Source organism: Arthrobacter sp. LT660, assembly GCF_056172845.1.
In genome coordinates, this window is sequence record NZ_CM149651.1 from 2558347 (window position 1) to 2572675 (window position 14329).

16 protein-coding genes, 1 pseudogene and 1 riboswitch are annotated in these 14329 nt (G+C 67.3%); of the genes and pseudogenes, 3 read left to right on the forward strand and 14 right to left on the reverse strand.

The window, feature by feature from the left end; genetic code table 11:
- Positions 1-20 precede the first annotated feature (20 nt).
- Positions 21-308 (forward strand): annotated as a pseudogene (locus tag AC0QSG_RS11895) (DUF1801 domain-containing protein); the annotation flags it as partial.
- Between the two features lie 28 nt (positions 309-336).
- Positions 337-783: a hypothetical protein gene (locus AC0QSG_RS11900; RefSeq protein ID WP_475375542.1), complete on the forward strand. Its 447-nt coding sequence runs from the start codon at positions 337-339 to the stop codon at positions 781-783.
- 37 nt (positions 784-820) lie between these two features.
- Here AC0QSG_RS11900 and AC0QSG_RS11905 read toward each other — a convergent pair whose 3' ends face one another.
- The 13 genes from AC0QSG_RS11905 to AC0QSG_RS11965 form a co-directional block, all read right to left on the reverse strand.
- On the reverse strand, positions 821-1327 hold the full coding sequence (locus AC0QSG_RS11905) for a flavin reductase family protein (protein ID WP_435728035.1): 507 nt from the start codon (positions 1325-1327) through the stop codon (positions 821-823).
- A 15-nt stretch (positions 1328-1342) separates the two neighbouring features.
- Positions 1343-1458, reverse strand: a riboswitch (SAM riboswitch).
- A 147-nt stretch (positions 1459-1605) separates the two neighbouring features.
- Complete coding sequence (gene rplI / locus AC0QSG_RS11910; protein ID WP_475375543.1) at positions 1606-2058, reverse strand: 50S ribosomal protein L9; 453 nt, start codon at positions 2056-2058, stop codon at positions 1606-1608.
- A gap of 15 nt (positions 2059-2073) precedes the next feature.
- Positions 2074-2313: a 30S ribosomal protein S18 gene (gene rpsR / locus AC0QSG_RS11915; RefSeq protein WP_149956646.1), complete on the reverse strand. Its 240-nt coding sequence runs from the start codon at positions 2311-2313 to the stop codon at positions 2074-2076.
- Positions 2314-2376: 63 nt separating this feature from the next.
- Positions 2377-2943, reverse strand: a complete 567-nt coding sequence (locus AC0QSG_RS11920) for a single-stranded DNA-binding protein (RefSeq protein ID WP_475375544.1) — start codon at positions 2941-2943, stop codon at positions 2377-2379.
- Between the two features lie 41 nt (positions 2944-2984).
- The gene (gene rpsF, locus AC0QSG_RS11925) at positions 2985-3290 is read right to left on the reverse strand and encodes a 30S ribosomal protein S6 (protein WP_435728032.1); all 306 of its coding nucleotides are present in this window, start codon (positions 3288-3290) and stop codon (positions 2985-2987) included.
- Positions 3291-3517: 227 nt separating this feature from the next.
- A complete protein-coding gene (locus AC0QSG_RS11930; RefSeq protein ID WP_435728031.1) occupies positions 3518-4120 on the reverse strand; it encodes a GNAT family N-acetyltransferase in 603 nt (200 codons plus the stop codon).
- Positions 4121-4157: 37 nt separating this feature from the next.
- Positions 4158-5438 (reverse strand): M18 family aminopeptidase, encoded by a 1281-nt coding sequence (locus AC0QSG_RS11935; protein ID WP_475375545.1) that lies wholly within the window; start codon positions 5436-5438, stop codon positions 4158-4160.
- Complete coding sequence (locus AC0QSG_RS11940; protein ID WP_435728029.1) at positions 5428-5643, reverse strand: hypothetical protein; 216 nt, start codon at positions 5641-5643, stop codon at positions 5428-5430. The genes AC0QSG_RS11935 and AC0QSG_RS11940 overlap by 11 nt, the downstream gene beginning before the upstream one ends.
- 10 nt (positions 5644-5653) lie before the next feature.
- The gene (locus AC0QSG_RS11945) at positions 5654-6322 is read right to left on the reverse strand and encodes a response regulator (RefSeq protein ID WP_475377309.1); all 669 of its coding nucleotides are present in this window, start codon (positions 6320-6322) and stop codon (positions 5654-5656) included.
- Positions 6323-6404: 82 nt separating this feature from the next.
- Positions 6405-7721 (reverse strand): sensor histidine kinase, encoded by a 1317-nt coding sequence (locus AC0QSG_RS11950; RefSeq protein ID WP_475375546.1) that lies wholly within the window; start codon positions 7719-7721, stop codon positions 6405-6407.
- A 93-nt stretch (positions 7722-7814) separates the two neighbouring features.
- A complete protein-coding gene (locus tag AC0QSG_RS11955) occupies positions 7815-8633 on the reverse strand; it encodes an ABC transporter permease (protein WP_475375547.1) in 819 nt (272 codons plus the stop codon).
- Positions 8630-9556 (reverse strand): ABC transporter ATP-binding protein, encoded by a 927-nt coding sequence (locus AC0QSG_RS11960; RefSeq protein ID WP_475375548.1) that lies wholly within the window; start codon positions 9554-9556, stop codon positions 8630-8632. The genes AC0QSG_RS11955 and AC0QSG_RS11960 overlap by 4 nt, the downstream gene beginning before the upstream one ends.
- 74 nt (positions 9557-9630) lie before the next feature.
- Positions 9631-11088 (reverse strand): glycosyltransferase family 87 protein, encoded by a 1458-nt coding sequence (locus AC0QSG_RS11965; RefSeq protein WP_435728024.1) that lies wholly within the window; start codon positions 11086-11088, stop codon positions 9631-9633.
- 229 nt (positions 11089-11317) lie between these two features.
- Here AC0QSG_RS11965 and AC0QSG_RS11970 point away from each other — a divergent pair, with 229 nt between their 5' ends.
- Complete coding sequence (locus tag AC0QSG_RS11970) at positions 11318-12403, forward strand: inositol-3-phosphate synthase (protein ID WP_475375549.1); 1086 nt, start codon at positions 11318-11320, stop codon at positions 12401-12403.
- A gap of 93 nt (positions 12404-12496) precedes the next feature.
- Here AC0QSG_RS11970 and AC0QSG_RS11975 read toward each other — a convergent pair whose 3' ends face one another.
- Positions 12497-14182, reverse strand: a complete 1686-nt coding sequence (locus tag AC0QSG_RS11975) for a formate--tetrahydrofolate ligase (protein WP_475375550.1) — start codon at positions 14180-14182, stop codon at positions 12497-12499.
- Between the last annotated feature and the right edge of the window lie 147 nt (positions 14183-14329).

Genomic DNA, 14329 nt, shown 5'->3' on the forward strand with positions numbered 1-14329 from the left:
CGCGCCACGGGGATCCGGCCGGCTTCGGCGCCTACCACTACCGCTACGCGTCCGGTCGCGAGGGCGACGCGTGCGCCGTCGGATTCTCACCCCGGGGCGCCGGGCTCTCGCTGTACGGACTGACGTACGGCTCCGACGCCGCAGCGCTCCTGCCGCGACTCGGCAAGCACCGGACCGGGGCCGCCTGCCTCTACGTCAACAAGCTCGACGACGTCGACCTCCGCGTCCTCGCGGAACTAACCGCCGCGGGATACCGTCACGTCATGGCCGAACTCCACGCCGGCGGCACGGCACCCCAAACCACCTAGCGGCCCGCCCGCCACAAAGGAGCACACGATGTTCGGAATGAGCCCTCCGGAGCTGTTGATCACGGTTCTGGTCGCCGGGGGCCTGGTCTGGCTCCTGGTGGCCTCCATCGCCAACAGGCCACGAAACCAGACCAACGAGGAGGACGACTACATTGCGCGCCTGAACGCGGCGGCGGCGGAGCAGCAGCGGCAGGAGACGGAGCGCGCCGACAGGATCCGGCGGGCCACCGTGGAACGCTCAACGGCCGCCGCCAGGGCTTCCTCCGGCCGCACCGGCCAGGGCGCTTCGTACGCCGCGAGCCGCGCGGCCAGTGCGCAACACCCTCCCGGAGGGACACCGGATCCCGCCTATCTGGAGACACTGCAACTGATCCGCGCGGGCAAGACGGTGGAGGCGATCCGCAAGGTACGTCGGGACACGGGCGCGTCTCTGGGCGAGGCCACGAAGGTCGTCAATTCCATGCGCTCCGCCTGACCGCGCCAACGCGACCGGGACGGCTTATCACGGCGGTTTAAACGAGCGCGGATTCCTGCAGCTTGCGGAATTCGGACCCGTGGAAGACCAGCGGTTCATTTACGTCGCCGTGGGACTCGTGCCCGTGTACGCGCAGGATCACCACGTCGTGGTCGCCAGCGGATACTTCCTGTTCCACGCTGCAATCCAGCCAGAGGGCTGCGTCGTCCAGAAAGAGCGCACCCTCCTCGGTGGTTTCGATCTTGAGTCCCGCGAAACGGTCCCCGTCGCGGGAAGCAATCTGTCGGCAGACACCCTCGTGGAGTTCCCCCAGAACGGACACGCCGATCCGCGCGGCGCCGCGCACGATCGGCCAGGTCCGGGAGGTCTTTTGGACGGCGAACATGACGAGCGGTGGATCCAACGAGACGCCCACGGTGAAGGACGAGGCGACGATGCCCTGCGGCTTTCCGTCCACCGTGGCGCACAGAGCGGCGATCCCGGAGGGGAAGCGGGCGAACGAGTTGCGTAGCGAGTCCGGCTGGAGTCTTCCTGTCAGCGGCATGGTGTTCCTTCGCGTGCTCGGCACTTGCCGCTCCGGGGCATCCGGGCGGCCGAATCATCACCTGGAGCACCCCACTACCGAAAGAGGGTTGCCGTCCAACGAGCCAGGGCTTCGCGTTGGCGCTCTTGATTCACCCACAACGCTAGGCCGGACGGAGGGACGGGGTCAAAGACCCACGCAACATTTCGCAAGGAGACGCGGAAGGGCCCCGCCAACAGGCGGGACCCTTCCGTGTTCAAGCACTCGTTCGGACGGGACGGATCCCGCCGCGTACGTGACTACTTTGCCGCGATGACCTGCAGGTCGAGCGTGGCGGAGACGTCCTCGTGCAGTCGCACGGTCGCCTGGTAGTTGCCGGTCGACTTGATGTGCTCCGGCATTTCAACCTTGCGCTTGTCGATGGCACCGAGACCGGCGGCCTGGACCGCCTTGGCGATGTCCTCGGCCTTGACGGTTCCGAACAGACGGCCGGAAGCACCGGCCTTGACGGTCACCTTGACCGGCTTGGCGGACAGCGCAGCAGCAAGCTGCTGCGCGTCTTCCAAGTTGGCAACGGCGCGGGCGGCACGGCCGGCCTTGATGGACTCGACCTGCTTCTCGCCACCCTTGGTCCAGGTCAGGGCGAAACCGCGGGGAAGAAGGTAGTTACGGGCGTAACCGTTCTTCACCTCGACAATGTCGCCTGCGGCACCGAGTCCGGTGACTTCGTGGGTCAGAATGAGCTTTGCCATGTTGGTATCCCTTCCTTAGCCGCGGCCAGCGCCGGAGTAAGGCAGCAGGGCAACTTCGCGCGCGTTCTTGATGGCCTGGGCGATCTTGCGCTGCTCCTGGACGGAGACGCCGGTCACGCGACGGGCACGGATCTTTCCGCGGTCGGAGATGAACTTGCGCAGCAATGCGACGTCCTTGTAGTCGATGACCTTGACGTCAGCGGCCTTCAGGGGGTTGGACTTTGGTTTGGGCTTACGGAGTTCAGCCTTAGCCATCGTGGAGCTCCTTTGATCTAGTGGAGCCCGCAGAAAGGTTCTGCGGGATGGTGAATATGGTGTTTAGAAAGGCGGTTCGTCAGAGCCGGGGTTGCTGCCCCAGCCACCACCGCCGCCGCCGGAGGACGACGAGGAGGAGGAGGACGCCCACGGGTCTTCCGCCGGGGCGCTCCAGTTTCCACCGGAGTTGCCGCCGCCGAATCCGCCCGAGTTGCCGGCGTTGCCGCCGCCGAACCCGCCGGAGTTGCCGCCGCCACCGCCGGAGCGCTGGGTGCGGGCGACCTTGGCAGAGGCGTAGCGCAGCGAGGGGCCGATTTCATCGACCTCAAGCTCGGTGACCGTGCGCTTTTCGCCTTCCTTGGTTTCGTAGGAACGCGACTTCAGCCGACCCTGGGCGACGACTCGCATGCCCTTGGTCAGCGTCTCGGCGACATTTTCGGCAGCTTCGCGCCACACCGATGCGCGGAGGAACAGCGTTTCGCCGTCCTTCCACTCGTTGGTCTGGCGGTCGAAGGTCCGCGGGGTGGAAGCGATGGTGAAGTTCGCCACCGCCGAACCGGACGGAGTGAAACGAAGCTCCGGGTCACTGGTGAGATTACCGATGACCGTGATGATGGTCTCGCCTGCCATGGTGCCTCCTGTTGTCGGTCTCTACGTAAAGGAAACGCAGACTACTCTGCGGTGACCTTCTGCTCTTCCGGACGGGTGATCTTGGTGCGCAGGATGGTCTCGTTCAGAGACAGCTGGCGGTCAAGTTCCGCGGAAGTCGCCGGGGTGGCGGTGAAGTTGACGACAGCGTAGATCGCTTCGGTCTTCTTCTGGATTTCGTAGGCCAGGCGACGGCGGCCCCAGATGTCGACGTTGTCGATGGTTCCACCATCGTTGCGGACGACGTCCAGGAACTTGCCGAGAGTCGGCTCCACGGTACGCTCATCGACCTCGGGGTCGATCAGTACCATCAATTCGTAATTACGCATGTGAACCCACCTCCTTTGGGCTAAACGGTCACGGTCTTTCCGTAACAGGAGGTTCTTTGCGTTGGCTGCCGCCACGCCCGACTACGGGCACGGCGGAAACAGCCTGAACCATCCTACCGGATGTCCGAACCCCAGACTAACCCCGCCGTGCCGCCCGCACTCGGCCGCCGGTCGACTTGTGGATCGCGCCCGCCGCCCCCGGGCGTGTGGACGCCGAGTCCACCCGCCTAGGTTGCGTCAGCGTCCATCCAGTCCCGCAGCAGCACACACATGGTGATGACGTCGCTGCGCACGCCGTCGAACACGTGGGCGGCAAGCCGCCGGCCCTCGACGACGAACCCCGCCTTCTCGTAGGCCCGCAGCGCGCGCGGATTGAAGGCGTGGACCTCCAGCCCGATGCGGAACAGGTCCGTTTGCGTGAACACGTACTCCAGCAACAGCCGAACCGACGCCGTTCCGAGACCGCGGTCCCGCCCGCCCGGTCCCAGTAGAATCCGCAGTCCGCACGCCTGGTTCCGCGGCTCCCAGTCGTTGAGGACGATCTCCCCGAGGCAGGCGCCGGTGGCGGCATCGACGACGGCAAGATCCATGCGGTCCGGCTGGTCCGCCCGGGTCCGGTACCAGTCCAGCGTCTCGTCGTCGAGCACGCCCGTGGCCGCCTCTAGTTCCGCCGTGCTGTGCACGCTTCCGGTGAGGCGCAGCACCTCGGGATCGGCGAGGATCGGCCCCATCGCCCCGATGTCCGCCTCGGTGAACGGCCGCAACAGGAAACCCTGTCCGAGCAGGGTCGGCTTGTGCGTGAAGATCGTCTGACGCGTCGGTCCGGACATGTCCGCTCCCCCATCTACTTTGCCGCCGTTGGTGGTGTCAGTCCCGGAAGAAGGCCTCCGCGACCCTGGCCAGTCCCAGAGGGTCCTCGACGCCGCACATTTCCCGGGCCGAGTGCATGGAGAGCAAAGGGATGCCGACATCCAGCGTGCGGATGCCGAGACGCGTTGCGGTCAAGGGACCGATGGTCGAACCGCACGGCAGCGCGTTGTTGGAGACGAATTCCTGGTAGGGAACGCCGGCCACGCCGGATAGGCGGGACCACAGCGCGGCACCGAAGGCATCGGTCGTGTAGCGCTGGTTGGCATTGATCTTCAGTAGCGGCCCGCCGCCGGGCAGGGGCCGGTTGGCCGGGTCGTGCCGCTCGCCGTAGTTGGGGTGCACCGCGTGCCCGGCGTCGGCCGAGACGCACACCGAGTCCGCATAGGCCCGCGCGCGGTGGTCGGCACCGGCCCCGAGCCCGGCGGAAATCCGCTCCAGGACCTCCTGCAGCAACGGACCGCAGGCGCCGGAGCGCGACGCGGAACCGACCTCCTCGTGGTCGAACGCCGCCAGCACCGCAATGTGGTCTCCGTCCCCGGCCCGGCGGTGCGCCTCGAGCGCTGCCAGCGAAGCGTGCACGGACGAGAGGTTGTCCAACCTTCCCGAGGCGAAGAACTCGCCGTCGGCGCCGAAGACGGCGGGCGCCTGTGCGTCCGCGATGACGACGTCGTAGCCACCGATGTCTTCCGGCTCCAGCCCCGCGGAACCCGCCAGCACACCCAGGAGATCGGCATGTGAGGGATCGCCGAGCCCCCAGACGGGATTCATGTGCCGCTGCTTGTCCAGCGTCAGGCCGTCGTTGACATTGCGGTCCAGGTGGATGGCCAGTTGCGGAAAGCGCAGCAGCGCTCCGGTGCGGGCCAGGTGTTCCGTCCCGTCCCGCGCGACGAGCCGGCCCGCCAGGAGCAGTTCGCGGTCCAGCCAGGAGTTCAGCAGCGGTCCGCCATAGACCTCGACGCCCGCCTGCAGCCAGCCGTCGCGGCCCGTGGTCGGCTTGGGCTTGAGTTTGAAGGTCGGCGAGTCGGTGTGCGAGCCCAGGATGCGGAATCCGGTGGTGGGGCCGGCGCTTCCGGGTACCATCCACGCGACGACGGCGCCGTCGCGCACCGTGTAGCGCGCGCCCGGCGTTCCCTCCCAGGCCTCGCGCTCCGACACCCGCTCGAACCCGGCGGCGTCTAGCCGGCGCGCGGCCTCCTCGGCCGCGTGGAAGCTCGACGGCGAGGCCGAGACGTAGCGACCCAGGTCCTCGATGTGTTCCAGCGCGGCACTACTGGGCATGTCCGTCCTTCGGTCCTTGTCCGGGATGGTTTCGCGGGGCTCCGGGGCCCTGTCGATACCGGGCGAATGCCATGGCGGCCACGCCCACCACGATGCTACTCCAGCCCGCGGGCGCCCAGCCGAGCACCCAGAGGAGGAAGGCGCCGCCCGCCATGAGGATCACGGAGAGCATGAACCAGGGGCTGCGGAGGAATTCTATGTCCACGCCGGTCCCCTTAGTAGTCCAGGCCCTGGGTGGGCACGACCAGGCCGGTTTCGTAGGCGTACACCACCGCCTGCACGCGGTCGCGCAGGTGCAGCTTCATCAGGATCCGCCGCACATGCGTTTTCACCGTGGCCTCCGACAGGAAGAAGCGGTGCGCGATTTCGGCGTTGGACAGTCCCTCGGCGATCGTTCCGAGGACCTCTAGTTCCCGTGGCGTCAGGTCCTGGAGCAGCGGGTCGCGTTCCGCCGCGACCGCCCGCGCGCCGGCGTCGTCATGCGCGGGCCCGCCGTCGGCACCGGAGGCGCGCACGTAGGTTTCCAGGAGCCTCTGCGTGACCCGCGGCGCCACCACCGCGTCGCCGCTGGCGACCAGCCGGACGGCGCCGACGAGCTCGTGCGGTGCGACGTCTTTCAACAGAAACGCTGAGGCCCCGGCGCGCAGGCCCGCGAACGCATACTCGTCGAGATCGAACGTGGTCAGGATAATGATTCGGGCGTCCGCATTCGCGGCCGCGATGCGACGGGTGGCCTCGATGCCGTCCATTTTCGGCATCCGCACGTCCATCAGAACCACGTCCGGACTCAACAACGCCGCGCTGGCGACGCCCTCCTCGCCGTCACCCGCCTCTCCGACCACGCGGAGATCACCCTCCCCCTCGAGAATCAGCCGAAACCCCATGCGCAGCAGTGGCTGGTCGTCGACGAGCAGGATCCGGATAGGCCGACCCGCTTCGGCCGGCGAGGCCTGAGCGGACCCGCCGTCAGCGTCCGTTTGCTTGGTCATCTTTCGGTTCCCCCTGGAAGGATCGTGGTGTGGTTTCGACGTCCGGGGCGGTCAGGATGGCGTGGACCACCCAACCGCCCCGCGGGCCGGGCCCCGCGTAGACGGACCCCCCGTAGATGGCGGTCCGCTCGGCGATGCCCTGGAGCCCCTGGCCGCTGCCGACGGTCTCGCGCGCCGATCCGGCCGACTGCCCGTCGTCGGCAACCTTAATGCGCACGGTTTGTCCGTCGCGCTCGATTCCGACGTCGACGCGGGTCACGTCCCGGCCGTAGCGCAAGACGTTGGTGAGCGACTCCTGGACGATCCGGTAGACGGTCAACTGCAGGGCGGCATCGTGGGGTAGCTCGGGGCCGGTATGACTCACGCGCAACGGGAGTCCGGCGACCCGGAACCCCTCGAGCATCTCGCGCAGCGAGGACGTGGCGGGCTGGGGCGACAGGGGCGCGTTGGAACCGTCTCGCAGCACCCCGATCGCCCGGCGCATGTCCGCCAGCGCGCTCCGGCCCGTGGAGGAGAGCTCGCACAGGACCCCGGCCGCCTTCTGGGGATCGCGTTTGAGCACGACGCCGGCGCCGTCGGACAGCGCGATCATCACGGACAGCGAGTGGGCGACCACGTCGTGCATCTCACGTGCGATGCGGTTGCGTTCCGAGGTTTGGGCCAAGGCCTGGACGCGACGGGCCCAATTGGCCAACTCGGCGTCGTGCAGCCTGTTGTTGCGAACCATCGCTCCGACGGCGACCCAGGTGAGGTTGAGCGCGAGGATCAGCGCCGCGATGAATCCGAGCATCAACGGCGTGCGCTCCTCTCCGGTGGGGACTGCGGCCGGTTCCAGACCCAGGAGAGTGGGATCGACCCACGCCATCAGCGTCATCGCCTCCATGGCGCTGATCAGGACGGCAAGGGGAAACATGCGCCTGGCAGTATATTTGGTGGCCGCGGTATAGAGGGCGATCCACAGGCCAACCCCCGCGGGACTCTCAATCGGGTTGGAGAAGAGCGCCACGGCCTCCAGCACAAACACCATGGCCAGCACCAGGAGAGACCGCCGGCGCCGGAACCACAGCACGATGGCGATGAGCACCGCGCCTCCCAACTCGAGTGGGCGTGCTTCCGGCCCGGTGGCGACCATCGGCGTGACCGTGAGCGCCAGGTAACCCGCGCACACCAGGGCGTCCAGCACGCGGGGATGGTTCCTCAGGTAGTGCATGAGCGGTCCGCGGCGCCGTTGAGCGAGCTCGGCGAAGGTGGCGTCGGGGGTTCCCGAGCCTTCGTGAGGCCGCTCTGTGATCATGGTGCGAGCTTAGCTTTCGCGGTCGGCGACTGGTGGTGGACCGCGGGGACGACGGCCGTTCGTTCCGTGTCCCCGCGGCGGGTCGGGGGGCCGCTACACGTCGCGGCGCTGGGCCACGATGCCGGCCACGGCCAAGGGGACCGCGGCCCACAGGCCGAGCACCAGCGCCGACTGCCACTTCTCCAGGGCGTCGGGCGCCGTCTGCGCCGCGAGGAGGTTGGTGTAGGCGGAGTCGGGGAAGAACCGCGCGGTCTTCGCGACGAGTTCCCCCGGAAGCAGGGCGAAGGCGATCGGAGCCACGAACGTCAACCCGGCCAGTGTCACGATGCCGCCGGCGGAGTTCCGCAGCAGGGAGCCGAGGGCGAAGCCGATCAACGAGATGGCGCCCACGTAGGCGGCGGATACCCACAGGCTCCGCTGGAACCCCGCCGACGCGAAGTCCAAGGGGATCCCGTAGTGATCCGTGATGGGGCCGATGGCCAGATACGCAATCAGGATGGACACCGCGGCGACCAGGAACGAAACAGCGGCCACCAGCAGGGCCTTGGCCAGGAACACCGGATAGCGCTTGGGAACCGCCGCGTAGGTGGCCCGCGACATGCCCGTCGCGAATTCGGAACTCATCACCAGAACGGCCAGCGATCCCATGATCAGCTGGGCAAAGACCACTCCGCCGGCAGCGACGCTGTCCGCGGCGGCCTGGACCTCGTCCGTTCCCGCGGCCATGTCCGCGTTGCCCGGCGCGTTCTCGAAGAACGAACCGATCGCCCAGGCGTTGAGGGCCGCGAAGCCCACCATCACCGCCATCGTGCACAGGATGAGCACCGGCGTGGACGGCACGGACGTGAACTTGATGGTCTCCGACCTGAGGACCCGGAAGAAACTCGTGTTGCGCACCATCGTCGCTGTCATGGTTGCGCCTGCTTTCCCGCGGTTCCGGAGTGGTACTCAACCTCGTCCTTGGTCAGCTCCATGTACGCGTCCTCAAGGGAGACCACCAGCGGCGTGAGTTCGTAGACCAGGATCCCGCGGTCAAGGGCGCGGCCGGCGATGTCCCGCGGAGGGATGCCCGTGACCTCGAGCGTGTCGCCTCCGACGAGCGTGACTTGGACGCCCGGAGCGGCGAGCGCCCTAAAGAGCTCGTCCGGTTGCTCGGTCTTGACGCGGCTGCGTGCGGAATCCCGCCCATTCAGGATCTCCGCCATCGGGGCGTCCGCGAGGATGCGTCCGCGGCCGATCACGATCAGGTGGTCCGCGGTCACCGCCATCTCGCTCATGAGATGCGAGGACAGGAACACGGTGCGGCCCTCGGCCGCGAGGCCGCGCGCCAGGTTGCGAACCCAAAGGACCCCCTCGGGATCGAGCCCATTGACGGGTTCGTCCAGAATGAGTGTCTGCGGGTCCCCCAACAGGGCCGCGGCGATGCCCAGCCGTTGGCCCATTCCCAGCGAAAAACCACCCACGCGCTTGCGTGCGACGGCACCGAGACCGGTCAATTCGATCACCTCGTCCACGCGGCGGTCCGGGATGGAGTGCGTCGCGGCCAGGACACGGAGGTGGTTCCTGGCGCTGCGTGATTTGTGCACCGCCTTGGCCTCGAGCAGGGCCCCGACCTCCCGTAGCGGGGCAGCGTGTTCGGCAAAACGCTTTCCGTTGACGGTAACCTGGCCGGACGTGGGCCGGTCGAGTCCCATCGCCATGCGCATCGTGGTGGATTTCCCCGCGCCGTTTGGCCCTAGGAATCCGGTGACGCGGCCGGGCTCGACGCTGAAGCTTATGCCATCCACGGCATGCTTTGCGCCGTAGGACTTGGCTAGGGAGGTCGCCTGGATCATGTACCAAGACTACGGAGGTCGCCGCGCGCGGGAGCCGCCCCCGCGGATGATCTTCGGTGGGCCGCCCTACGCCTTCAGGAGTAGTTCCCTACTCTGCGCCCGGCCAAGAGCGCCCGGAGGCCGCCGTCGGGAAGCCCGGCGAAGGGTCCCGCTTGCGGATCGTCCTGGCCGACGCGTCGGACCGGATCGAATTCGGGGTGCATCATGCTGTGTGCGACGCAGTACATGATATATGCCGTTGCCAACATATGGGCGACGACGGCGTAGACGTAAAACGCCTCGGGGAACGTATTCTGTGGCTGGATGTCCGCGGTGGAGGCGTAGAGGTACATCCAGATCGCCCAAAAGTGGAGCACTTCGACCAGCTGCCAGAGGAGAAAGTCGCGCCATCTGGGCCAGGCCAGCGCCGCCAAGGGAATGAGCCACACCACGAACTGGGGCGAATACACCTTGTTGAACAGCACGAACGCGGCAACGGTCAGGAACAGTAATTGCGCCATCCGGGGGCGCCGCGGCGCCGTGAGGCCAAGGACCGCAATGCCCGCGCAGCTGGCGGCGAAGAGCCAGAAGCCGGCCGAGTTGATCGTGTCCGCACCCAGGTTCGGCACACCGGGCAGGACCCCGGCGGCCACGTTCCACGCGTGCCACAAGGAGGACAACCCCGCCTCGCGCTCGCGTGTGAATCGGAGGAAATGCAGCCACGCATCGAAGTTGGTGAGCATAAACGGAAGATTCACGGCCAACCACGACGCCGCGGCCCCGCCCGCGGTCACGACCAGTGGCTTGACGCGGCCCGTCCGCAACGCGAGGACGAGTACGGCACCGATGAACAGGATGGGATACAGCTTCATGGCGACCCCGAGCCCCACCAGCACGCCCGCGAGGAAGGACTCGTTGCGCGCGAAGGCCAGCAGGGCAAGCGCCAACAGGGCCACGGCCCACATGTCCCAGTTGATGCTCGACGCCAGGATGATTCCGGGCGCCACCGCCACCATCGCGGCGTCCCACGGTCGTCTGCCGGCGCTTCGCGCGGTGGCCAGCACCGTCACGATCCACAGCAGGAAAACGAAGAACAGGTTGATGTCGAAGTACGCGAGGGTCCGGTCGTACTCTCCCGGAACCACCAGAAAGGCCGTGAGGCTGGCGACGACGGACATCAGCACGGGGTATTCGAATTGCGCCCCCGCCGCGAACGGCGCAAACGCGTTCTCCGCGAACCCCCGAGCGTGGAACAGGGCGGGCCAGTCGGAATAGCAGGCCCAGATGTACGGGTTCGATCCGCCCCACCCCAGCGTCCGGCACATGTTCTTGGCCAGCACCGCCACGACCGCGGCGACCACGGTCAGCAACACCAGCACCCGCTCAACAGTCCAGAACCCCGGGGAGACGCGGCCCGGGTCGGCGTGGCGACCCAGCGGGCCGCCGATAACCTCGACGAGGCGGCGGAGCAGCGGATCGTTGCGGCTGGGCACCGTGATGCGCACAGGCCCAAGGGACGGCCGGTGCCCTGGATCCTTGGGTGGTTGCGCCATGTGTTTCAGCCTACGTTGCGCGCGGGTCCCAACCGTATCCCGAGGCATCACGTCGGCACCGGCGGACGGGGTTGCTCCCCGGTAGCGGCGGGACACGGAGTGCCGCCCGTCTGAATGCGGTTTTGTCGCACCTCCAAGGAATAAAAGTTGGGGATCCGTTCATTTAGACTCGTGAAGGCTTTAACGCGGCCCCCGGCCGCGTTTCATGAATTTCTGCTGAGGAGTCACATTGTCGGGAAACCCCATTCGGGTCGCAATAATCGGCGTGGGAAACTGCGCCACGTCGCTGGTTCAGGGCGTCGAGTACTACAGGAACGCCGACCCGGACGCGACGATCCCTGGCCTGATGCACGTCCAGTTCGGCAAGTATCACGTCAACGACGTCCAGTTCGTTGCGGCGTTCGATGTCGATGCGAAGAAGGTGGGCCTCGATCTGTCCGAGGCGATCCTCGCCAGCGAAAACAACACCATCAAGATCGCGGACGTCCCCCCCACCGGTGTGACCGTCCAGCGCGGCCACACCCTCGACGGCCTCGGGAAGTACTACCGCGAGACCATCGTTGAGTCCGACTCCGAGCCCGTCGACATGGTCGCCGCCCTCAAGGAGTCCCGCGCCGACGTCCTGGTCTGCTATCTCCCCGTCGGCTCCGACGCCGCCGCCAAGTTCTACGCCCAGTGCGCCATCGACGCCGGCGTCGCGTTCGTCAACGCCTTGCCGGTCTTCATCGCCGGAACCAAGGAATGGGCCGACAAGTTCACCGCCGCCGGCGTCCCGATCGTCGGCGACGACATCAAGTCCCAGATCGGAGCGACCATCACCCATCGGGTCATGGCAAAGCTTTTCGAGGACCGCGGCGTGACGCTGGACCGCACATACCAGCTCAACGTCGGCGGCAACATGGACTTCAAGAACATGCTCGAGCGCGACCGACTCGAGTCCAAGAAGATCTCCAAGACCCAGGCCGTCACCTCCAACACCTCGGCCAAGCTCGGGGCCGACGACGTCCACATCGGCCCGTCCGACTACGTCGCGTGGCTGGATGACCGCAAGTGGGCGTTCGTTCGTCTCGAGGGCCGCAATTTCGGCGACGCCCCCGTCTCCCTCGAGTACAAGCTCGAGGTCTGGGACTCCCCGAACTCCGCCGGCGTGATCATCGACGCAGTCCGCGCCGCGAAGATCGCCCTGGACCGCGGCATCGGCGGTCCGATCCTCTCCGCATCCTCCTACTTCATGAAGTCCCCGCCCGAGCAGTACAACGACGACATCGCCCACGAGAAGGTCGAGGCCTTCATCCGCGGCGACATCGAGCGCTAGGAACCGTAGCCGCGATGCCCGCGCCCCTCAGCTAAAGGGGTGCGGGGTCGGGTTGGCCAAGTCCGCCAAGACCCCCGTCTCGTCGGGTGCGTCCTAGAAGAGTCCGGCCACGTTTCCGTCGGCGTCCACGTCCATGCGCATGGCCGCGGGAACCTTGGGCAGTCCCGGCATGGTCATCACCGTCCCCGTGAGGGCAACGATGAAGCCGGCACCCGTCTTGGGGATCAGGTCCCGGACGTGCACGGTGAAGCCGTCGGGCGCACCGAGCAAGGCCGGGTTGTCGGAGAACGAATACTGCGTTTTCGCCATGCACACCGGAAGGGAGTCCCAGCCGTTGGCACGGATCTCCTCCAGCCGACGCCTGGCTTGGAGGGAGAATTCGACGCTGGCCCCGCCGTAGATGTCCCGCACAATCGTGGCGATCTTCTCCTCCACGCCCAGTTCCAAGGGATACAGGTGCCGGAAATCGGTGGGTCGTTCGATCGCCGCGAGTACCTTCGCCGCCAGTTCGGCGCCGCCGGCGCCGCCCGACGCCCACACGTCCGCAACGGCTGCCTCCACGCCGTGTCCTGCGCACCAGTCCAACACCAGCGACAGCTCCTCTTCGGTGTCGCTGTGGAAGCGGTTCAGCGCCACGACGGGCGCGATGCCAAACTTCCGGACGTTGCGGACATGGCGTTCGAGGTTGGCGAGCCCGGCGTGGACCGCCTCCGGGTCCGGGTTGGCCAGGCCGTCCTTCGAAACGCCACCGTGCATCTTCAGCGCCCGGATCGTGGCGACAAGCACGACGGCGGAGGGCTCGCATCCCGCGCAGCGCGCCTTGATGTCCATGAACTTCTCCGCGCCGAGGTCCGCGCCGAACCCGGCCTCGGTTACCACGATGTCCGCCAGATTCCGCGCGGTGTTGGTGGCGATCACGGAATTGCAGCCGTGCGCGATGTTGGCGAACGGCCCGCCGTGGACCAGCGCCGCAGTGCCGGCGATGGTCTGAACGAGGTTCGGCTTGATGGCGTCCTTGAGGAGCATCGCCATGGCGCCCTGCGCACCGAGATCCGCGACGGTGATCGGCCGCCGGTCGTAGCCGTAGCCCACCGTCATCCGGGCCAGCCGCTCCTTGAGGTCCGCGAGGTCCGCCGCCAGGCAGAACACCGCCATGACCTCGGAGGCCACGGTGATGTCGAAGCCGTCTTCCCGGGGAACGCCCTCGCTGGGGCCGCCGAGTCCGATCACGATGGACCGCAGCGCCCTGTCGTTCATGTCCATGACCCGGCGGAACGTGATCCGCCGCGGATCGATCCCGAGTTCGTTGCCCTGGTGGATGTGGTTGTCCACGAGCGCCATCAACAGGTTGTTGGCGCTGGTGATGGCGTGGAAATCTCCGGTGAAGTGTGTGTTGATGTCCTCCATGGGCAGCACCTGGGAGTATCCGCCCCCGGTGGCGCCGCCCTTCATGCCGAAGATGGGTCCCAGCGAGGGTTCGCGAAGCGCGATCATGGTGCTGCGGCCGGCCCGCGCCAACGCATCCCCGAGCCCGACCGTGACCGTGGACTTCCCCTCGCCCGCCGGCGTCGGGGACATGGCGCTCACCAGAACCACCTTGCCCGGCGCGGCGTCCCGCGGCAGCAGCGCGCCGACGTCGATCTTGGCCTTGTGCCGACCGTAGGGCTCCAGCGCGTCCTCGGGAATGCCGGCCGCCGCGGCGATCTCCGCGATGGGCCGGAGCGTGGCGCGGCCAGCGATGGCGAGGTCGCTTTGGTCGGTGGATGACGTCGTCGTCATGGGATCACTTGGCCTTCTCGGCTTGTGGCCGCGTCGGTTCTCGGCTGCCCTATCGGCCGCCGTGGAAACCAAGCTATCTTAAGCGGCAAAGCCCGCCGGTGAAGCCGGCGGGCTTTGCGGTCGGTAAGTGGAAATTGGCCATTCGTC